Source organism: Streptomyces sp. 63XJN7_1_ISO-PGPR-S23-121 (assembly GCF_056173025.1).
The window spans coordinates 3,194,642-3,214,113 of the sequence record NZ_CM149653.1 but is presented as its reverse complement, the minus strand read 5'-3'; the positions used below and the strand labels follow the sequence as shown (position 1 = coordinate 3,214,113).

Genomic DNA, 19,472 nt, shown 5'->3' with positions numbered 1-19,472 from the left:
GCTCATCCCTCCGCCGGGTCCCCGGAAGGCTTGCGGCCGAGGCGGCCCGGCCACCACGCGACGGCGCCGATGTCGCGGGCCAGGGCCGGGACCAGCAGCGAGCGCACCACCAGCGTGTCCAGCAGGACGCCGAAGGCGACGATGAAGGCGATCTGCACGAGGAAGGCCAGCGGGATCACGCCGAGCGCGGCGAAGGTGGCGGCGAGCACGACACCGGCCGAGGTGATCACGCCGCCCGTGGCGGTCAGGCCGCGCAGGATGCCCTCCCGGACCCCGTGGTGCAGCGACTCCTGCCGCACCCGCGACATGAGGAAGATGTTGTAGTCCACGCCGAGGGCGACGAGGAAGACGAACCCGTACAGCGGGACGGAGGCGTCCGTGCCGCTGAAGCCGAACACGTACCGGAAGACCAGGGACGAGACGCCCAGGGTGGCCAGGAAGTTGAGCGCCACCGTCACGACGAGCAGCACCGGCATCAGCAGCGAGCGCAGCAGGCCGATCAGGATGACCAGGATGATGGCGAGCACCACGGGCACGATGAGCGTGCGGTCGTGCTCGGCGGTGCGCTGGGTGTCGTACTGCTGGGCGGTGTAACCGCCGACGAGGGCGTCGGCGCCCGGCACCCCGTGCACCGCGCTCCGCAGGCGGGCCACCGCCTCCTTGGCCGCGTCGCTGTCCGCCGGGTCCTGGAGCGTGGCATCGATCCGCACCCGTCCGTCGACCACCTTCGGGGGGCCGCCGCCGGGCCGGCCCGAGGCGGTCACCGCGGCGGCGGAGGCGACGCCGCGGGTGTCGCGGGCCGCCGCGAGGACGGGGCCGGCCCGGTCCGCGTCCGCGATGATCACGGCCGGGTTGCCGGAGCCGCCCGGGAAGTGCCGGGCCAGCGTCTCCTGCGCCGCGACCGACGGGGCGTCGTTGACGAAGATCTCGTCCAGCGGGACGCCCTTGGACTCGAGGGTCGGGGCGAAGGCGGCGCAGGCGAGCAGCGCGGCGAGGCAGATCGCCCAGATGCGGCGCGGCGCCCGGTCCACCAGCCCGGCGATGCGGTGCCACAGGCGGTGGCCGGCCTCCGGGTCGTCGGCCCGGACGGGCTTGGCCGGCCAGTAGGCGGCGCGGCCCAGCAGGACCAGGACGGCGGGCAGGAACGTGAGCGTGCTCAGGACGGCGCAGACGATGCCGATGGCACCGACGGGCCCGAGCGCGCGGTTGTTGGTCAGGTCGCTGAGCAGCAGGGCCAGCAGGCCCAGGGCGACGGTCGCCGCGCTGGCGACGACGGCACCCCAGGACGCGCGCAGCGCGGCACGCACGGCGCCGAAGCGGTCCGGGTGCCGGGGAAGTTCCTCGCGGAAACGGGCGGTGAGCAGCAGCGCGTAGTCGGTCGCGGCGCCGATGACGAGGATGGAGAGGATGCCCTGGACCTGCCCGTCGACGCGCACGACGTCGTGGTAGGCGAGCACGTAGACGATGGCGCAGGCCAGCCCCAGGGCGAAGACGGCGCCGAGAATGATCGTCAGGGGCAGCAGGACGCTGCGGTAGACGAGCAGCAGGATCACCAGCACCGTGATCAGGGCGACGCCGAGGAGCAGGCCGTCGATGCCCGAGAAGGCGTCGGACAGGTCGGCCTGGGAGGCGGCGGGACCCGCCAGCTGCGCCCGCGTTCCCGGGACCTGCCCGGCGGCGTCCCGGATGTCCTCCAGGACGTCGGGCAGGCGCTCGCCCAGGTCGGGTTCGACCTGGACGACGGCCTGGAGGGCCTCGCCGTCCTCGGAGGGGAAGGCGGGCGTCGCGGGGCCGACGATCCCCGGGTCGCCGTCGAGGCCCGCGACCGAGCGGGTGGCCCCCGCCCGCTGCCCGGTGACGTCACCGCCGTCTTCCGCGGTCCACACGACGATCACCGGCAGGGTCTCGTCCTGCTGGAAGGCCTTCCGGGCGTCGATGACCCGGGTGGACTCGGCGCTGCGGGGCAGGAAGGAGGCCTGGTCGTTGGTGGCGACCTCCCCCAGTTTCCCGGCGTACGGGCCGAGCGCCCCGCCGATGCCCAGCCAGACCAGGAGGAGGACTACGGGGACGAGCCAGCGGGCTCGTGAGGTGGAGGACATCGGTCTGCGGGACTCCAGGTCTTTTGTTGTGCGGGTGTCGACGGAATGATTCGATCATAAACAATCTCAATGATCGAGTTACATCACCGCCGTGCCATGTCGGTACTGGACTGGTGCCCCCGGCCCGCTCCCTGATGCGGACGACCCGTCGTCCCGCGGGCGGCCGGTGGTTCAGCCGTCGTCGGCGGAGCGCACGGCCCGCAGCTCCTCGTTCATGGCGGCGACGAACCGCACGACGACCGCCAGCTCCTGGGCGTCGAAACGGTCCCGGGCCGCGCCCGCGGCCTGTGCCAGGGGCCGGAAGTACGTCCGGGCCGACGCGCGGGCGTCGGGCACGTAGTGCAGGTGCACGACCCGGCGGTCGGCGCTCTCCCTGACCCGGCGCACGTGCCCGGCGCGTTCCAGGCGGTCCACACAGGCCGTGACCGCGCCCGAGGTCAGTCCCAGGTGCTCGCGCAGCCGTCCCGGCGTCATCGGCTCCTCGGCGTCCAGGATCGCCGCGAGCGCCTGGACGTCGGTGGCGTGCAGCCCGTGGGCGGCGGCGAAGCCGTGCACGAGACGGTTGATCTCACCGTTCATCCGCCGCAGTCCGGCGGCGAGGACGTGGAGGTCGTCCGCCTCGGGCCCCGTCCCCGGCTCGTGCGCGCGCCGTCCGCGCTGGTTCGCTGTCGCCACGCGATCAGCGTATAGAAGGATCGCGTCCGGCCATGTCGCACCCATGACGGTCCGTGCGGGAACGGGCCGGCACGGGTACCGCCCCACGGGTGCCGGCCCTCAGGCGAAGGGCGCGTTCGGCGGGCGGGTCCCGGGGCTGTCGGGGCGGGCCGTGTGATCGGCGTGCTCCCGGGTGCGGCGGGCCTCCTTCATCTCCGCCTCGTACAGGTGGCTCCGGCCCTCGGCGAGCCGCCGCACCGCCTCGGTCTCCAGGTCCTTGAACGCCTGGTAGTACGTCCGGTCGTAGGCCTCGACGATCTGGAACGTCCAGTGGCCGGGGATGACGTTGCGCCCGAGGATCTCCGTCTCGACGCGCTGGGCCCACTCCGGGTGGCCGGCCTCGCGCAGCAGCCGCACCGCGCGGTCCAGCTCCAGGTCGGCGGTGCCGGTGAGCTGGTGGAAGGAGTACAGGTGCCCGCGGGCGCGCTCGATGGTCTCCAGCGCCTTGGACAGGGAGCCGAGGGCCTCCACCGTCTCGTCGCCGACGCCTTCGGGGCGCCGGTGCATGTCCGTCATGGGTGTCCTCCGGTGCGGTGGCACGGGCCGTCAGGCCAGCGGATCGTGGCCCCAGTTCATGAGCGAGTGCCGCCAGCGGGAGTCCTCGACGTCGCCCGAGGGCCGCTGGGCCAGGTGCCGGCGGACGTAGCCGACGACCTTGCGCATGTGCCGGTAGTCGTCGTCCGTGAGGTCGCCCTTCTTCGCCCGCAGGATGTCCACGATGCGGCGGCCGGAGGCGTGCCCGGTGGACTCTCCCCCGTCCTTGTGCTGCCCGGCGTCGCGGGAGGCGTCGGTGGCGAGCCACTTCTCCAGGTCGGCGGGGGACATGTTCACCAGCTCGCGGAAGTCGTCCCAGGTCTCCTTGCGCTCCGCGTCGTCCACGCCCGCTCACTTCTTCCTGAGCGCGGAGGGCTTGTGCACCGCGGACTTGCCGGACTTGTCGCTGCGCACCTGGTACTGCGGGTCGTCGGGCGAGGCGTCCACGGTGCGGCCGGCGGCCTCGGTCCGTTCGGTGATCTCCTTCTCCACCGTGCCCTCGGTCTCGCTGCCGTGACTGCTCCAGGCGACCTTGTCGCCCTTCTTCGGCGTCTTCTTCCCGCCACGGTTCTTCGCCATCTCCGGTACTCCCTGTCTGCTCGGCTCGGTGTTCCGCTCGGTGTCTTCCTGTTCAGCCCGGTGGGGTGTCCGGGGCCGGCGTGCCGTCCCGCAGGTCCGCGAGGATTTCCCGGGCGGCGCGGCTGCCCGAGGCCAGGGCGCCCTGGACCGATCCGGTGGCCCGGTGGTCCCCGCAGACGTAGCGGCCCGCGGTGACGCGGGTGCGGCGCGACAGCGGCCACGGGGGCCGCATCGCCGGGAGCGCGTTCTCGACCGTGTACGTGGCGACGTGCTGCCAGCCGGCGGTGTCCGCCGCGTAGAGCTCCGCCGCCCGCCGGCGCACGGCCGACTCCCCGCCCGGCGGGTCGCCGCCCAGCACGGACGTGGACACCAGCGAGGTGCCCGGCGGCGCGTAGGTGCCGCTGACCTCGGAGAGCACACACGTGTTGAGGACCGTGAGCGTGCTGTCGACCACGAGGGTCGGTTCGGGCAGCGGCGACGTGCCGGCCGCGTGGTAGTAGGTGGTGACGGTCCGGCCGGGCGGTACGGGCGTGCCCGGCAGCAGCCGCGCCGCCGTGACGGCGTCGGTGGCCACCACCACCGCGTCCGCCGGGCGTTCGGTGCCGTCCTGGAGCAGGATCCCGGAGTCGGTGAGCGACCGGACGGACGAGTCCAGCCGGACGGTGCCCTCGGGCAGGCGGGCGGCGAGCAGGCGTGGGGCGGTGCCGATGCCGCCGGCCGGGAGGCAGAGCGTGCCCCGGGCCATGCTGCGCCACACGAGGTGGAAGAAGCGGGCCGACGTCTCCAGGTCCGGTTCCAGGAAGACACCGGCCAGGAAGGGCCGCAGCACGTGGTCCACCGCGTCCCGGGTCAGTCCGCTGCGGGCCAGTGCCGCCCGGGTCGTCCTGTCCCGGCCGCGTCGGAGCAGCGCGGCGGGGGCCAGCGTGTCCCGCGCGGTGAGGCCGGCCAGCGCCGCGAGGTCCCGCGTCCCGAGGGCGCGGCCCGGCAGGAGGGAGCCGGCCTCGCGGGGCCGCCTCGTGGGGTCGGTGAGCCGGAGGACACCGGACGGGGTGTGGGCCAGCACGCCGGGGGTGAACGGCCGCAGCCGCAGTGCGCGCAGCGGCAGCAGCCTGCGGACCTGCGGATAGGCGGTGTTGAAGACCTGGAAGCCCCGGTCCAGCAGGAAGCCGTCCCGGCGGTCGGTGCGCACGCGGCCGCCGACGGTGTCCGAGGCCTCGTGCAGTTCGACCTCCACACCGGCGCGGCCGAGGTCGAACGCGCAGGCCAGGCCGGCGAACCCGCCGCCGACGACGACGGCGCGCGGTGTCCGGCGGTGCCGGCCGTTGCCCATGTGCGCTCCTCACGCTCCCCGACCAGCGTGGACCGCGTACCGCCGCACCACCACTCGGGGGCGCCCGGACGGGAGGGCGTCCGGGCACGGCCCGGTCAGGCGCCGACGTAGGCCGCGAGGTGCTCGCCGGTGAGGGTGGAACGGGCGGCCACGAGGTCGGCGGGGGTGCCCTCGAAGACGATCCGGCCCCCGTCGTGGCCTGCGCCCGGGCCGAGGTCGATGATCCAGTCGGCGTGGGCCATGACCGCCTGGTGGTGCTCGACGACGATGACGGACTTGCCGGAGTCGACGAGCCGGTCCAGCAGGCCGAGCAACTGCTCGACGTCGGCGAGGTGGAGGCCCGTGGTCGGCTCGTCGAGCACGTAGACACCGCCCTTGTCGGCCATGCGGGTGGCCAGCTTGAGCCGCTGCCGCTCGCCGCCGGACAGGGTGGTGAGCGGCTGGCCGAGGGTGAGGTAGCCGAGGCCGACGTCGGCGAGCCGGCCGAGGATCCGGTGCGCGGCGGGAGTGCGGGCCTCGCCGGCGCCGAAGAACTCCTCGGCCTCGGCCACCGGCATGGCGAGCACCTCGCTGATGTCGCGGCCGCCGAGGCGGTACTCCAGCACCGACGCCTGGAACCGCTTGCCCTCGCAGTCCTCGCAGGGGGTGGCGACGCCGGCCATCATCGCCAGGTCGGTGTAGACGACGCCGGCGCCGTTGCACGTGGGGCAGGCGCCCTCGGAGTTGGCGCTGAACAGGGCCGGCTTGACTCCGTTGGCCTTGGCGAACGCCTTGCGGACCGGGTCGAGCAGACCGGTGTAGGTCGCCGGGTTGCTCCGCCGCGAGCCCTTGATGGGACTCTGGTCGACCGCGACGACGTCCGCCCCGGCGGGGACCGATCCGTGGATCAGCGAGCTCTTGCCGGAGCCGGCGACACCGGTGATCACGCAGAGCACCCCGAGCGGGACGTCGACGTCGACGCCCCGCAGGTTGTGCGTAGTCGCGCCGCGGATCTCCAGCGCGCCGGCCGGCTTGCGCACGCTCTCCTTGAGACCGGCCCGGTCGTCGAGGTGGCGGCCGGTGATCGTGTCACTGGCCCGCAGCCCGGCGACGGTGCCCTCGAAGCAGACGGTGCCCCCGGCCGTGCCGGCGCCGGGGCCGAGGTCGACGACGTGGTCGGCGATCGCGATGGTCTCCGGCTTGTGCTCCACGACGAGCACCGTGTTGCCCTTGTCCCGCAGGCGCAGCAGCAGGTCGTTCATCCGCTGGATGTCGTGGGGGTGCAGGCCGATGGTGGGCTCGTCGAAGACGTAGGTGACGTCGGTGAGCGAGGAGCCGAGGTGGCGGATCATCTTCACGCGCTGTGCCTCGCCGCCCGACAGGGTGCCGGCCGGCCGGTCGAGGGAGAGGTAGCCCAGCCCGATCTCCACGAACGAGTCCAGCGTGCCCCGCAGCGCGGTGAGCAGGGGTGCCACCGACGGCTCGTCGAGGGTGCGGACCCATTCGGCCAGGTCGCGGATCTCCATCGCGCAGGCGTCGGCGATGCCGACCTTCCCGATCCGCGAGTTCCGGGCGCCCTCGCTGAGCCGGGTGCCGTCGCACTCGGGGCAGGTGGTGAAGGTGACGGCGCGCTCCACGAAGGCCCGGATGTGCGGCTGCATCGCCTCCTTGTCCTTGGACAGGAACGACTTCTGGATCTTGGGGATCAGGCCCTCGTAGGTGAGGTTGACGCCGTTGACCTTCACCTTGACCGGCGCCCCGTGGAGGAAGTCCCGCAGTTCCTTCTCGGTGTAGTCGCGGATCGGCTTGTCCGGGTCGACGAAGCCGGACTGGGCGTAGACCTGCACGGTCCACTGGCTGTCGGACTTCCAGCCGGGGATGGTGAAGGCGCCCTCGCTCAGCGACTTGGAGTCGTCGTAGAGCTGGGTGAGGTCGATGTCGGAGACCGTGCCCCGGCCCTCGCAGCGGGTGCACATGCCGCCGGTGCGCTCGTAGGTGGCCTTGACGGCCTTCTTGTCGCCGCGCTCGACGGTGATCGCGCCGCTCGCCCGGACCGAGGCGGTGTTGAAGGAGTACGCGCTGGGCGGGCCGATGTGCGGCTCACCGAGCCGGCTGAAGAGGATGCGCAGCATCGCGTTGGCGTCGGTGGCGGTGCCGACGGTGGAGCGGGGGTCGCCGCCCATGCGCTGCTGGTCGACGCTGATCGCGGTCGTCAGGCCGTCGAGGACGTCGACCTCGGGCCGGGCCAGGGTCGGCATGAAGCCCTGGACGAAGGCGCTGTAGGTCTCGTTGATCAGCCGCTGCGACTCGGCGGCGATCGTGTCGAACACCAGTGAGCTCTTGCCCGATCCGGAGACGCCGGTGAACACCGTCAGGCGGCGCTTCGGGATCTCGATGCTGACGTCCTTGAGGTTGTTCTCGCGCGCGCCGTGCACGCGGATCAGGTCGTGGCCGTCGGCAGCGTGCGGCGCAGGCGGGCGCGTGTCGGTCCGCGTGGCCTTGCTCATGGTGTCTCCATCTGTCGGGCGGCGCCGGCCGACGGGCCTGGCGTCGGCATCCCCTGGCTCGGTCTGCGAGCAGTATGTCTGTTCGTCCCGCACCGTCGGTGCCGAACGGCTCAGCGGCGTTCGTTGACGCGGACCAGGTTGCCGGCGGGGTCGCGGACGGCGCAGTCGCGCAGGCCGTACGGCTGCTCGGCCGGCTCCTGGACGATCTCGGCGCCGCCGGACCGCAGCCGCTCGAAGGCGGCGTCGAGATCGTCGGTGGCCAGGGTGATGCGGGCGTGGGTGCCCTTGGCCATCATCTCGATGACGGTGCGGCGCTCGTCGTCGGTGATGCCGGGGGCGGTGGCGGGCGGCTCCAGGACGATGGACGTTTCGGGCCGGCCGGCGGGGCCGACCGTGATCCAGCGCATGGCGGCGTCCCCGACGTCGCCCCGGACCTCGAAGCCGAGGAGGTCGCGGTAGAAGGCCAGGGAGGCCTCCGGGTCGTTGTGCGGGAGGAAGGTCCAGTGAATGCTGATGTCCATGCCGGTCAGGCTAGGCAGGGGCCGGGACCGGGTGCTTCTCCGTTCCTGACCGGTCCGGTCCCCCGCCGGCGGGTGCCGCACTACCGGGTGGCCCGGCTCGTCGGGGCTGTGGGAAACTCGCCGCATGGGACGCCCGGCACTCGACGACCTCGTCCGGCTGCGGCGGGCCCGCGACCGGATGGACCGCGCCTACGCCGAGCCGCTGGACGTGCCGGCCCTCGCGCGGGACGCCCTGATGTCGCCGGGGCACTTCTCCCGCAGCTTCCGCGCCGCGTTCGGCGAGACGCCCTACAGCTACCTGATGACCCGCCGCATCGAGCGGGCCAAGGCGCTGCTGCGGCGCGGCGACCTGACGGTGACCGAGGTCTGCTTCGAGGTCGGCTGTACGTCGCTGGGGTCCTTCAGCTCGCGTTTCACGGAGCTGGTCGGCGACAGCCCGAGCCTCTACCGGTCCCGGGACCACGGCCCCGGTGCCGCCGTCCCGGCCTGCATGGCCAAGATCCACACCAGGCCGGTCAGGAAGAGAGAAGCGGGTCCCGCCGCACGGCCGTAGCGTGAGCGGTATGGACATCAGGCTTTCCCAGTGCTTCATCGCCGTCGACGACCACGACGAGGCGATCGTCTTCTACCGCGACGTGCTCGGCCTGGAGGTGCGCGACGACGTCGGCTTCGAGGGGATGCGCTGGGTGACCGTCGGGTCGCCCGCGCAGCCGGACGTGAACATCGTCCTGGAACCGCCCGCCGCCGACCCCAATGTCTCGCCCGCGGACAAGCGGGCCATGGCGGAGCTGATGGCCAAGGGCCTGCTGCGCGGCGTCATCTTCGCGACCGACGACTGCGACGCCACCTTCGAGCGCATCAGCGCCGCGGGCGGGGAGGTGCTGCAGGAGCCGATGGACCAGCCCTACGGCGTCCGCGACTGCGCGTTCCGCGACCCCACCGGCAATCTGCTGCGCTTCACCCAGCCCCTCGGGAGGTAGGAGCTTCGGGCGGTGACGGTTTGAGCCGCGCATCGCGGGGCATTCGGCGTGCCAGGTGCTTGGGATAACAGGCCCGTCGCGGCAGCGGCCGTCGGTTCGCTCCCGAAGCGCCTCCCGGGCCCCTTCCGCGACTGTTCGAACCAGTCGGGGCGGGAGGAAGCAGGCACGACGACGAGCCCCGGGAACCGCGCACGGCCCCGCCGTGCCGGCGGAGGAACCTCCGCACTCCCCGGCGTCCGCACCGCTCCGCCCGCCCCTCGTCAAGGGAGAAGTTCCCCATGCTCATGGCCCACCCCGCCGTTCTGACCGACCTGCTCAGGCAGTACGCGTCGCTGCAGGCCCTGCACGCCGAGCGCGGCACGCCCGAGGCCCGTCAGCGGCTGGAGGACGTCTCCTACACCCTGTGCATCGCCACCGGGACCCGGGACATCGAGTCCGCCCTGACGGCCGCCCGCCACCAGCTGCCCGGTGCCCGTCCGACGGACGACTCCGTCGTCGCTCCCGCCTAGGCGGGCGCCCGGCCGGGGTCGTGTCCGGTTCCGGGGACGGACCGCCGGACTCATGCGCCCTGCCGGCCGTCCGGTACGAGGACCAGCCGGCCGGCGACCGTGCCGGCCTCCAGCCTCCGGTGCGCCTCCGCGGTCATCGACAGCGGCAGGCGGTCGGCGATGCGCGGGCGCCACGGGGTGTCGCGCAGCACGCCCACGACTCCTTCCGCCGCCGCGGCGAGGTCGGCGGTCGTGGCGTTGCTGATGGCGAAACCGACGATGCTCGCGTCCTTGGTGTAGAGGCGGCCCAGCGGCAGGGCGGAGGGGCCGCCGCCCAGTCCGACCATGGCGACCAGGCGCCCGCCGTGCGCCAGCAGGTCGACGGAGTCGGCCAGCACGCCGTGGCCGGAGGTGTCGAGGTGCACGTCGTAGCCGTGGGGCGCGGCCCGGCGCAGTCGCTCGCCCAGGTCGGGCGCCCGGTAGTCGAGGACCTCCGCGGCGCCCAGGGCGCGGACCGCCGGGTCGTCCTCGGCCCGCGCCGTCGCGATCACCCTGGCACCGGCCCGGGCGGCCAGTGCGACGGCGGCGCCGCCCACGTTGCCGGCCCCGCCCCCGACGTACACGGTCTCGCCGGACCGCAGCCGCCCGTGCCGGAACAGCGCGAGCCAGGCCGACGCCGCCGGGTGGGCGGCCGCGACGAGGTGTTCCCCGGCGATGCCGGGCGGCGCGGCGTAGAGCCGTTCGGCGGCGACCGTCGCGTACTCGGCGCAGGCTCCCTGCCGGCCCGCGTGTCCCAGGCTGTTGCACCACACCCGCTGCCCGGCCGTGAAGCCCACCGCGCCGGGCCCGGTGCCGGCGACCTCACCCACGAGATCGCGTCCGACGACGAAGGGGAACGGGAGCGCGGTGGCGTAGGCCCCGGACCGCACGAAGGTGTCCACGGGGTCGACGGCGGCGGCCTCGACACGGACGAGTACGTCCGTGGGTCCGACGGGCGGCACGGGGAGCGTCCCGTACCGGATGGCGTCGGCGGGGCCGACGGCGTCGATGCAGGCGGCCCGCATCGTGCCGGGGACTGCGCTGACGGACATGGCTCCTCCTGAATCGGGGCGGCGGGGCGGCGACGGCCCCACCACCCGATCATGAACCCGATGCCGCACGCCGGCAGTTCCGGGTGCCGCGGCGCACCGCCGGACCGCCGCGCACGACCCGGCGGGCGCGTCCGGGCAAGGGGGTACGGATCCGCTCCGCCGACCGGATGCCGGGGCGGCGGCCAGGGCGTAGTGTCCGCGTATGGGCGATGTTCGGTCCGGTCGGCGGGCCGGGGTGAGCGGACCGGGTGCCGGGAGGCACCGGCCCGCGCCCGGTGCCGCGGGGCCGGCCCGGCCACGGGTCGGGGCGGGCGGCTGATGGACGCCGCGATCGACGCGTCGATGGACGCCGTGGTACGGGAGTGCGGGGCGTTCGGCGGGATGCTGTACGTGCTGTCGCCGGACGGCGAGGCGTTGTGGCTGGTCCTGGTGGCGGGGGTGCCGCAGGAGATCGCCACTCCGTGGCGGCGGATCGCGCCCACCGATCCCATGCCGGTGGCGGACGCCGTGCGTGAACGGCGCGTGGTCTGGATCGCCGGCCAGGAGCAGATGGCACGCCGGTACCCGCGGCCGGCACTCGTCCTGCCGTACGAGTTCGCGATGGCCGCCGCCCCGGTCTCGTCGGACACCGCGCTCCGGGGCGGGCTGGTGCTGATGTGGACCGGCGGCCGCCCGGACCGGCTGAGCCGGGGCGAGCGCGACGCGCTGGAGAGCGGCTGCCGCCGCCTGGGGAGTCTGTTGCAGGCAGCGGCGGACCGCGGAGACCGGGTGGACACGGAGCGGCTGCGGATGCTGCCGCCGCCGGCCGGACGCCGCCTCTCCCCCGACGAGGCCACGGCGGTCTCGGCGTTCGTGGACCGGCTGCCCGGGGGGTCCTGCGCGCTGGACCTGGACGGCCGCATCACCTTCATCACCCCGGCCGCCGCCGACCTCGTCGGCCGTGACGCGGCCGACCTGCTGGGCACGCTGCCGTGGGAGTCGCTGCCCTGGATGGACGTCCCCCAGGTCGAGGACCGGTACCGGGCCGCGCTGGTCAGCCGGCGGCCGCAGGCCTTCATGGTGCTGCGTCCCCCGGACATGTGGCTGTCGTTCGAGCTGCATCCGGACGCCTCCGGCGTCAGCGTCCGCATCACACGGAGCGATCCCGCCGAGGAGGCGCCCGCGTCCTCGCCGGTCCCGACCGCCGGACCCAGCCGCGCCACCGTGCTCTACCACCTGATGCACCTGGCGGCCACCCTCACCGAGGCCGTCGGCGTCCAGGACGTCGTCGAGCAGACGGCGGACCAGCTGCTGCCCGCTCTCGGCGCCCAGGCCATGACGCTGATGACGGCCGAGGACGGCCGCATCAGGATTCTCGGCCACCGGGGCTATCCGGCCGAGATCGTGGAGCGTTTCGACGCCATCCCCCTGAGCTCGGACATCCCCGGCAGCGCGGTCCTGACCACCGGCGTCCCGGGCTTCTTCCCCAGCTTCGCCGACCTCGTGCGCGACTACCCGGCCACCGTCCACGAGGACGGCATGGCGTCCTGGGCGTTCCTCCCGCTGATCGCCTCCGGCCGCCCCATCGGCTCCATCCTCCTCGCCTACGACCGCCCCCGGCTCTTCCCGCCCGGCGAGCGTGCCGTGCTCACCTCACTGGCCGGTCTGGTCGGACAGGCCCTGGACCGCGCCCTGCTCTACGACACCAAGGACCACCTGGCCCACCGGCTGCAGTCCGCCCTGCTGCCGCACACCCTGCCCCGGGTTCCCGGGCTGAGGGTCGCCGCCCGCTATCTGCCGGCCGCCCGGGGCCTGGGCATCGGCGGCGACTTCTACGACCTCATCCGCCTAGACGCGCACACGGCCAGTGCGGCCATCGGCGACGTACAGGGACACAACGTGGACGCGGCGGCCCTCATGGGACAGGTCCGCACCGCCGTGCACGCCCACGCCACCGTGGGCGCGTCCCCCGCCGACGTCCTGGCCCGCACCAACCGCCTGCTCACCGACCTCGACCCCGGCCTGTTCGCGAGTTGCGTCTACGTGCACCTCGACCTCGCCAGGCATCGCGCCTGCCTGGCCACCGCCGGCCACCCGCCGCCGCTGCTGCGCCATCCCGGCGGACGCACCGAACTCCTCCGGGTTCCCCCCGGCCTGCTACTGGGCATCGAGCCGGACACCGCCTACCCGGCCCAGGAGATCCCGCTGCCGCACGGGTGCGTGCTCGCCCTCTACACCGACGGTCTCGTCGAGGCCCCCGGAGTGGACCTCGACGACGCGACCACCGCCCTCGCCGGGCTGCTCGAGCACGCGGACCCGGCCGATCTCGACGCCATGGCCGACACCCTCATCCGGCACGCGCCGACCCCGGGCGACGACATCGCCCTGCTCCTCATCAGCCCCGGCGACTGACGTCCGACGGCGAGGGACACCCCAGCGGCCCGGGCCGTTAGCATGTGCGAGCCCAGGACGATCTCCTGTTCGCCCGCTCTTCACCCGGAAAGACATGCCAAACAGCGCCATACCTGACTCATTTTTGCTGAATCCGACAATCGAGCCACACCGGTGAAAAACACACCCGCACACATACCCCGGCGGACCGACCGCGCTTCTCTGTTCTCCGTGCCGCGCCGGCCGCGGACGGTGCTGTGGGCCACGGCGGGTGCGGTGACCCTGGGCTTCCTGGTGGTGCTGGAGTGCGCCGCGCGCCACTACGGTCTGCCGGGGCCGATCACCCACCAGGCCCGCGAGGTGGTCTTCACTCCGGCGTCGGGGCCGCTGCTGTACGGCGGGCTGGCGTTGACGATGGTGGTACTCACCTGGCGGCAGCGGCTCCTCGCCGCCTCCGTCGCGGTCGCCGTCGACGTCGTCTTCGCGCTGGTGCGATGGAGGGCCGGTGCCGACATGGAGTTCGGCAACGGTGCCCTGTGGGTGGTTCTGGGCTGCGCGGTCGTCGCGGTCACGCGCCGTTCCGGCCGGGAGCGCGTGCTGCTGCTGAAGGGCGTCGGTCTTGGCCTGCTGCTGGTGGCCGGTCACAAGACGGGCGACACCTGGCTCCTCATCACCTCGAAGACCCGGCCGACGGTCCTCGACCAGTACGTGGCGACCGCGGATCACGCGCTGGGCAACCCGTCGTGGCTGGTCGGCCGGATCGTCGAGGCCACCCAGCCGATCAGCGGCCACGCCCTGCACCTGGTCTACGGTCAGCTTCCGCTGGCGGCGGCCGTGGTCGGGCTCTACCAGCTGCGCCAGGTGGCGGACGAGGGCCGTTTCCCACGTCACCACATGGTGCGCACCTTCCTCGCGATCGGCCTGCTGGGGCCGGCCGTGTACATGATCTTCCCGGTCGTGGGACCGGTCTTCGCCTACGGCGCCGAAGGCGGCTCGTGGGTGGCGGCCGACCTGTGGCCGGGGACGTTGCCGCCGGTCGGCGTCCCGCACTCGATGCCGTTCGACGCGGTCACCCCGCGCAACTGCATGCCCAGCCTGCACACGGCGTGGGCCACCACGCTCTTCATCCACACCCGCAAGGGCTCACGGCCGATGCGCTGGGCGGGGGCGTTCTGGCTGGTCGCCACCCTCGTCGCCACGCTGGGTTTCGGTTACCACTACGGCGCGGACCTCGTCGCGGGTGTGGTGTTCGCGCTCACGGTCGAGGCGACGATGCGCTCGCTGGCACGCGGCTGGGACCGGTCGGCCACCCTGCTGGTCGCCCACGGTACGGCGGTCTTCGCCCTGCTGCTGGTGTCGTACCGCTTCCTGCCCAGGGAGATGGCCGGACATCCGTGGCTGTCCGGGCCGCTTCTCCTCCTGGTGGCGGCCTCGGTGGTCCACGGCTATGTGCGGACGACCAGGGGGTGGGCCCCGAAGGCCGTTCCGGCGCCGCGACCGGAACCGCAGCCCACCGATCCACGCCCCGAACTCGTGTGAGGCCCTGCGCCCCACCCGGCCCCGCGCCTCGGCCGGCCCGGCGCTCCCGCCCGGGCCGGCCCCCGGTTGCGGGACCCACGGCGAGGCGTTTCGGTGGGGAGGCCCCCCCGTCGACGCACCAGGAGCCGCCCCATGCCGACGCCGCCCTTCGGATCCGTATGACGAACCCGGTCTGCACGGTGGGGCACTCCACCCGGGACTTCGACGAGCTGCTCACCATGCTGAGGAACAACGAGGTGACGCACCTCGTCGACGTCCGCTCCTTCCCCTCGTCGCGGAAGTTCCCGCAGTGGAACGAGTCCGCGATCGTCGACGCGTTGCCGCCCGACATCGCGTACCGGCGGATTCCGCGACTGGGCGGGCGCCGGCACACGCCCAAGGGGGTGCCCAGCGAGAACGGCGCATGGCGGGTCAAGGCGTTCCGGGACTACGCCGACTACATGGCGAGCGACCAGTTCGAGGAGGGGCTGGAGGAACTGCTCGGCCTTGCCGCGCGGGGGCGGCCGGCGATCATGTGCAGCGAGGCGGTGCCCTGGCGCTGCCATCGCAGGCTGATCACCGACGCCCTGATAGTGGCGGGCGTGGAGGTCGTGCACATCATGTCGGCCACGACGACGAAGCCCGCCGTCCTGAACCCCCACGCGCGCGTCCGGGACGGACACCTGGTCTACCCGCCCGGCACGGACGAGTCATGAGTCCCGTCGTGCGGACGTGCCGTCGTCCAGCCAGTGCGCCAGCACGGCGGCCGTGCTGTGGCCGGCGTCCTTGGCGGCCGTCAGCAGCGTGACGTCGCCGTGGGCCGCGAGGTCGCGGAGCTCCTGGACGGCCTGCTCGCGCTCCGGGTCGTCCAGCTCGGCGACGTAGCGGCGGCGGAACTCGACGAAGCGCTCGGGGTCGTGGTGATACCAGCGGCGCAGATCGGTCGAGGGTGCGACGTCCTTCAGCCACCTGTCCAGGTGTGCCGCCTCCTTGCTCACCCCACGCGGCCACAGGCGGTCCACCAGTACCCGTTCGCCGTCCTGCGGCGACGGCTCCTCGTACACCCTGCGAAAGGTGATCCGTCCGGCCACGGTGTCCTCCCTGCCGGTCACCCGCCGGCGGCAGCCGGCGGAGCACGATCCGCGTCACATCCTAGTCGGGTCCGTACCTGCGGTCGCCTCGAGTCGCGTCGCCGGAGGCCGTGTGGAACCGTGGGAGCGTCGGCGGGCGCGACGCTCCTGCCTGCACGGAGAGGAGGGTGACCATGTCCTCGAAGCGACGTCGGAAGAAGAAGGCACGCCGCAAGCACGCCGCCAACCACGGAAGGCGGCCGCAGTCCTGAGGACGGGCCGCGGAATGCGGAACAGTGGGCCATGGCGGACCTGAGCGCGCTGGGCCTGACGGAGGGACAGCTCGTCGACCTGGTCGGCGTGTGGGCCGACGGTGCCGAGCGCAGAGCCGAGGACTTCGAGGTCGTCCCGTACCCGACCGCGCGCGGCTCCGCCGCCGCCTACTACCCGGAGACCAACGTCCTCGTGCCGCTGGACAGCGTGGCCGATGTCTGCAACCAGCCGACGTCCAAGGGCATCGTCGTCCGCCTGGAGCCCGTCGCCGTCCGGCGGGGCGCCACCGTCCCGGGGTGACGGCCCGGCGCCGGCCCGGCCCCCCGGGGGGCGGGTCGCCCGCCGGATCACGGACTCCGGCGCACGCGGGCGAGGGCACCGGTCTCCAGCGCCGCCCACAGGGCGCCGTCGGGGCCGAGGGCGATTCCGTGCGGCTCCGAGCCGGGTGCCGGCAGGTCGTGGACCTCGATCACGCCCTCGGTGGTGACGGAGCCGACGCGGTTGCCGCCCCACTCCGTGAACCACAGGGCACCGTCGGCGCCCGGAGTGATCGCGTGGGGCCGGCCGGCCCGGTCGGGCAGCGGGAACTCCGTGATCTCGCCGTCGGTGGTGACGCGGCCGACGAGGCCGGCGGCGATCGCGACGTACCAGACGGCGCCGTCGGGGCCGAGCGTGATGCCGACCGGTGCGGCGGCCGCGGTGGGCAGCGGGTGGACGGACACCGTGCCGTCGCGGTCCATCCGGCCGATGGCGTCGGCCTGGTTCATGGTGAACCACATCGCGCCGTCCGCTCCCGCGGTGATCGCGGACGGGAACGCGCCGGTGACCGGGAGCGGGAACTCGGTGACCTCGCCGTCGGTGGTGATGCGGCCGATGCGGTCGGCGGCGGTCTCGGTGAACCACAGGGCACCGTCGGCTCCGGCCGCTATACCGAAGGGCCCGCTCCCGGGCGTGGGCAACGCGAACTCCGAGACGGCGCCGCCGACGGTGATCCGGCCGACGCGGTGTGACCGGTACTCGGTGAACCACAGGGCACCGTCCGGGCCGTTGGTGATGATCGTCGGCCCGCAGTCCGGTTCGAGCCGGTGGCTCTCCGGCCGGCCGCCGGGCACCAGCCGGCCGATCCGGCCGCTGTGCACGAGCGTGTACCACAGCGCGCCGTCCGGGCCCGTGGTGATCGCGTACGGTCCGCCGCCGTCCACTGGGTGTTCCTCGATCGATACGTCGGTCATCCGGCCTGCGCTCCGTGCTCGTCGGCTGATGGGTCGCGAGCCCGATGATCTCACCGGAGGCCCCCCGAAGGGCACCCGATTTCCCCGGCCGGGCCCGTCGCGGCCCGTCAGCCGCCCCGGCGGTTCAGCGGACCCTTGCCCCGGACCTTGAGCGGCGTCGCCGGCAGCTCCGGCGCCGGTAGCGGGGCACCGTCGTACCCCTTGACCTCGCCGAAACGTGACCCCTCCGTCCAGTCCCGCGGGGGCGAGTTCGGGGTTGCTGTCGTCAGTGGTGTGGCTGCGGGCGTGGGTGACGGTCGGGACGGCGGCGGTCAAACGCCCCACCGGTGTGGTGACCCGGTGATCGGCCCTGACGGCAAGGGCGTAGTCGACGCCGAGCGTGCGGGCGGTGCGGCGCAGTTCCAGGCCGCCGGAGACCTCGTCGCCCGCGAACCAGCGGGCGGGTATCCGGCTGTCCAGGCGGCCAGCCGGTCACGGCCAGGTCGTGATCCCACGAGCCACGCGAGAGGAATGCTCCGCGACGCTCTGGCTGCCTCCCGAGCCTCCGGCCACCGGGCGGTGAGAGCTACCGGTCGGGTCTCGGCACTGCCCCGGTGCTGACGTAAGCGAGCCGTCGGCCGGATGTCAGTCAGCTGACGGAGGCTGTCGGCACGGTGGCCGAGCCATTCTCGTGGAGACATCGAATCCGCCCGGTACCCGGGCGGGACCACGAGGAGCGGACCATCAACACCATCGCGCAGCACTGGATCAACGGACAGTGGACCGGCTCCGGCTCGGTTCTGGAATCGATCAACCCGGCCGACGGCACCGTCGTCGGCTCGTTCTACGACGGTGGCGAGGCAGAGGCCTCGGCCGCCGTGGACGCCGCCGCCGCCGCGTTCGCGACCACCGACTGGGCGCGCACTCCCCCGCTCCGGGCGACCGCACTCAGCCGGCTGGCCGACGCCCTCGAGGCCCGGGTACCCGAGGTTGCGGCCATGTTGTCCCGGGAGAACGGCAAGCTGCTGGGTGAGACCACGTGGGAGGTCAGCGGTGCGGTCGGGTGGCTGCGGTACGCGGCGGCCTCTGCGCGCACCCAGACCGCCGGGCGCGCCGCCGAGACGGCACCCGGCCAGTACACCCACTCGGTGCCCGAGCCGCTCGGCGTCGCCGGGATCATTTCTCCCTGGAACTCCCCCATCATGCTGACCGTGCGGGCACTGGGCCCGGCGCTGGCCGCCGGCTGCACCGTCGTGGTCAAACTTCCGGCTCAGACGGCACTGACCAACGAGCTTTTCGCGCAGGTCCTGGCCTCGGTCCCGGAGATCCCGGCGGGCGTGGTCAGCGTGTTCACCGAGTCCGGCAACACCGGGGCCCCGTTCCTGGTCTCCTCGGACAAGGTCGACGTGATCAACTACACCGGCAGTACGCCGGTCGGGCGCCATATCGCGGCCGCGGCCTCCACCACACTCAAGCGGCTCGGTCTGGAACTTGGCGGCAAGGCGCCCATGGTGATCCTTCCCGACGCCGATCTGGACATGGTGATCCCCACCGTGGTGCAGTCGCTGGTGCTGATGAACGGGCAGTTCTGCTGCACCGGCTCCCGCGTACTGGTTCACCGGGACATCGCCGACCAGGTGCGCACTCGGCTTACCGCCGCGCTCGCGCAGGTGCGGCTCGGGTCGGGCGACGACGAGAAGGCCCAGCTCGGCCCGGTGATAGACCGGGCGTCCGCCCAGCGGGTGGACGCGATCGTCGAGGAAGCCGCCTCGTACGGCACGGTACTGCTGCGCGGCGGTGTGGTCACCGACGGCCCGCTGGCCGCCGGCGCGTTCTACAGGCCGAGCCTGATCGAGGTGGACCGCACCGACGTCCGGATCGTGCAGGAAGAGGTCTTCGGTCCGGTCCAGACCTTCGAGGTCTTCGACGACGAGGACGACGCCGTGGCCAAGGCGAACGCCACCATCTACGGCCTGGCCGCCTCGGTGTTCAGCTCGGACTCGATGAAGGCCCGCCGGATCGCCCGGCGCATCCGCACCGGCACGGTATGGATCAACACCTGGGGAGCCATCAGCGAGGACTTCGAGGAGGGCGGCGTCAAGGGAAGCGGCTACGGCTACCTGTGCGGCCCGCGCGCAATCGAGGAGTTCCAGGCCCTCAAGGTGTACGTGGAGCAGGACCACACCCAGTCCGCTCACTGATCAGATC

At 73.2% G+C, this 19,472-nt stretch carries 19 protein-coding genes and 1 pseudogene; 9 read left to right on the top strand and 11 right to left on the bottom strand.

Annotated features, from left to right (window positions below; genetic code table 11):
• Positions 1-2: 2 nt before the first annotated feature.
• From AC0VYN_RS13905 to AC0VYN_RS13870, 8 genes are all read right to left on the bottom strand, one after another.
• Positions 3-2,099, bottom strand: a complete 2,097-nt coding sequence (locus AC0VYN_RS13905) for an MMPL family transporter (protein WP_475536245.1) — start codon at positions 2,097-2,099, stop codon at positions 3-5.
• A 171-nt stretch (positions 2,100-2,270) separates the two neighbouring features.
• On the bottom strand, positions 2,271-2,774 hold the full coding sequence (locus tag AC0VYN_RS13900; protein WP_385463748.1) for a MarR family winged helix-turn-helix transcriptional regulator: 504 nt from the start codon (positions 2,772-2,774) through the stop codon (positions 2,271-2,273).
• 99 nt (positions 2,775-2,873) lie between these two features.
• A complete protein-coding gene (locus AC0VYN_RS13895) occupies positions 2,874-3,329 on the bottom strand; it encodes a hypothetical protein (RefSeq protein WP_475536244.1) in 456 nt (151 codons plus the stop codon).
• 30 nt (positions 3,330-3,359) lie between these two features.
• Positions 3,360-3,692 (bottom strand): DUF3140 domain-containing protein, encoded by a 333-nt coding sequence (locus AC0VYN_RS13890; RefSeq protein ID WP_475536243.1) that lies wholly within the window; start codon positions 3,690-3,692, stop codon positions 3,360-3,362.
• 6 nt (positions 3,693-3,698) lie between these two features.
• Positions 3,699-3,926: a hypervirulence associated TUDOR domain-containing protein gene (locus AC0VYN_RS13885; protein ID WP_385463739.1), complete on the bottom strand. Its 228-nt coding sequence runs from the start codon at positions 3,924-3,926 to the stop codon at positions 3,699-3,701.
• A 52-nt stretch (positions 3,927-3,978) separates the two neighbouring features.
• Positions 3,979-5,256, bottom strand: coding sequence for an NAD(P)/FAD-dependent oxidoreductase (locus AC0VYN_RS13880; protein WP_475536242.1), 1,278 nt, complete (start codon positions 5,254-5,256; stop codon positions 3,979-3,981).
• A gap of 95 nt (positions 5,257-5,351) precedes the next feature.
• A complete protein-coding gene (locus AC0VYN_RS13875; RefSeq protein ID WP_475536241.1) occupies positions 5,352-7,742 on the bottom strand; it encodes an ATP-binding cassette domain-containing protein in 2,391 nt (796 codons plus the stop codon).
• 110 nt (positions 7,743-7,852) lie between these two features.
• A complete protein-coding gene (locus tag AC0VYN_RS13870) occupies positions 7,853-8,263 on the bottom strand; it encodes a VOC family protein (protein ID WP_475536240.1) in 411 nt (136 codons plus the stop codon).
• A gap of 124 nt (positions 8,264-8,387) precedes the next feature.
• Here AC0VYN_RS13870 and AC0VYN_RS13865 point away from each other — a divergent pair, with 124 nt between their 5' ends.
• The 3 genes from AC0VYN_RS13865 (at position 8,388) to AC0VYN_RS13855 (ending at position 9,752) form a co-directional block, all read left to right on the top strand.
• Complete coding sequence (locus tag AC0VYN_RS13865) at positions 8,388-8,816, top strand: helix-turn-helix transcriptional regulator (RefSeq protein WP_475536239.1); 429 nt, start codon at positions 8,388-8,390, stop codon at positions 8,814-8,816.
• A 10-nt stretch (positions 8,817-8,826) separates the two neighbouring features.
• Complete coding sequence (locus AC0VYN_RS13860; RefSeq protein WP_385463726.1) at positions 8,827-9,243, top strand: VOC family protein; 417 nt, start codon at positions 8,827-8,829, stop codon at positions 9,241-9,243.
• Positions 9,244-9,521: 278 nt separating this feature from the next.
• Positions 9,522-9,752 (top strand): DUF5133 domain-containing protein, encoded by a 231-nt coding sequence (locus tag AC0VYN_RS13855; protein ID WP_451692522.1) that lies wholly within the window; start codon positions 9,522-9,524, stop codon positions 9,750-9,752.
• Between the two features lie 50 nt (positions 9,753-9,802).
• Here the strand turns inward: AC0VYN_RS13855 and AC0VYN_RS13850 are convergent, their stop codons facing one another.
• Positions 9,803-10,795, bottom strand: coding sequence for an NADPH:quinone reductase (locus AC0VYN_RS13850; RefSeq protein ID WP_475536881.1), 993 nt, complete (start codon positions 10,793-10,795; stop codon positions 9,803-9,805).
• A gap of 345 nt (positions 10,796-11,140) precedes the next feature.
• Here AC0VYN_RS13850 and AC0VYN_RS13845 point away from each other — a divergent pair, with 345 nt between their 5' ends.
• The 3 genes from AC0VYN_RS13845 to AC0VYN_RS13835 all read left to right on the top strand — a co-directional run bounded on the left by AC0VYN_RS13845 (position 11,141) and on the right by AC0VYN_RS13835 (position 15,426).
• On the top strand, positions 11,141-13,213 hold the full coding sequence (locus tag AC0VYN_RS13845; RefSeq protein ID WP_475536238.1) for a SpoIIE family protein phosphatase: 2,073 nt from the start codon (positions 11,141-11,143) through the stop codon (positions 13,211-13,213).
• Between the two features lie 210 nt (positions 13,214-13,423).
• Positions 13,424-14,731, top strand: a complete 1,308-nt coding sequence (locus AC0VYN_RS13840; protein ID WP_475536237.1) for a phosphatase PAP2 family protein — start codon at positions 13,424-13,426, stop codon at positions 14,729-14,731.
• Between the two features lie 158 nt (positions 14,732-14,889).
• A complete protein-coding gene (locus tag AC0VYN_RS13835) occupies positions 14,890-15,426 on the top strand; it encodes a DUF488 domain-containing protein (RefSeq protein ID WP_475536236.1) in 537 nt (178 codons plus the stop codon).
• Here the strand turns inward: AC0VYN_RS13835 and AC0VYN_RS13830 are convergent.
• A complete protein-coding gene (locus tag AC0VYN_RS13830) occupies positions 15,421-15,801 on the bottom strand; it encodes a DUF488 domain-containing protein (RefSeq protein WP_475536235.1) in 381 nt (126 codons plus the stop codon). The genes AC0VYN_RS13835 and AC0VYN_RS13830 overlap by 6 nt on opposite strands.
• Positions 15,802-15,974: 173 nt before the next feature.
• Here AC0VYN_RS13830 and AC0VYN_RS13825 point away from each other — a divergent pair, with 173 nt between their 5' ends.
• Both AC0VYN_RS13825 and AC0VYN_RS13820 read left to right on the top strand, forming a co-directional pair.
• Positions 15,975-16,052, top strand: a complete 78-nt coding sequence (locus tag AC0VYN_RS13825) for a 50S ribosomal protein bL37 (RefSeq protein ID WP_467560784.1) — start codon at positions 15,975-15,977, stop codon at positions 16,050-16,052.
• Between the two features lie 34 nt (positions 16,053-16,086).
• Positions 16,087-16,353: pseudogene (locus AC0VYN_RS13820) on the top strand (hypothetical protein); the annotation flags it as partial.
• Between the two features lie 47 nt (positions 16,354-16,400).
• Here the strand turns inward: AC0VYN_RS13820 and AC0VYN_RS13815 are convergent.
• Positions 16,401-17,285, bottom strand: a complete 885-nt coding sequence (locus tag AC0VYN_RS13815; RefSeq protein ID WP_475536234.1) for a Vgb family protein — start codon at positions 17,283-17,285, stop codon at positions 16,401-16,403.
• 722 nt (positions 17,286-18,007) lie between these two features.
• On the opposite strand from AC0VYN_RS13815, the gene AC0VYN_RS13810 reads away from it, so the two are divergent.
• Positions 18,008-19,465, top strand: coding sequence for an aldehyde dehydrogenase family protein (locus tag AC0VYN_RS13810; protein WP_475536880.1), 1,458 nt, complete (start codon positions 18,008-18,010; stop codon positions 19,463-19,465).
• Positions 19,466-19,472 lie beyond the last annotated feature (7 nt).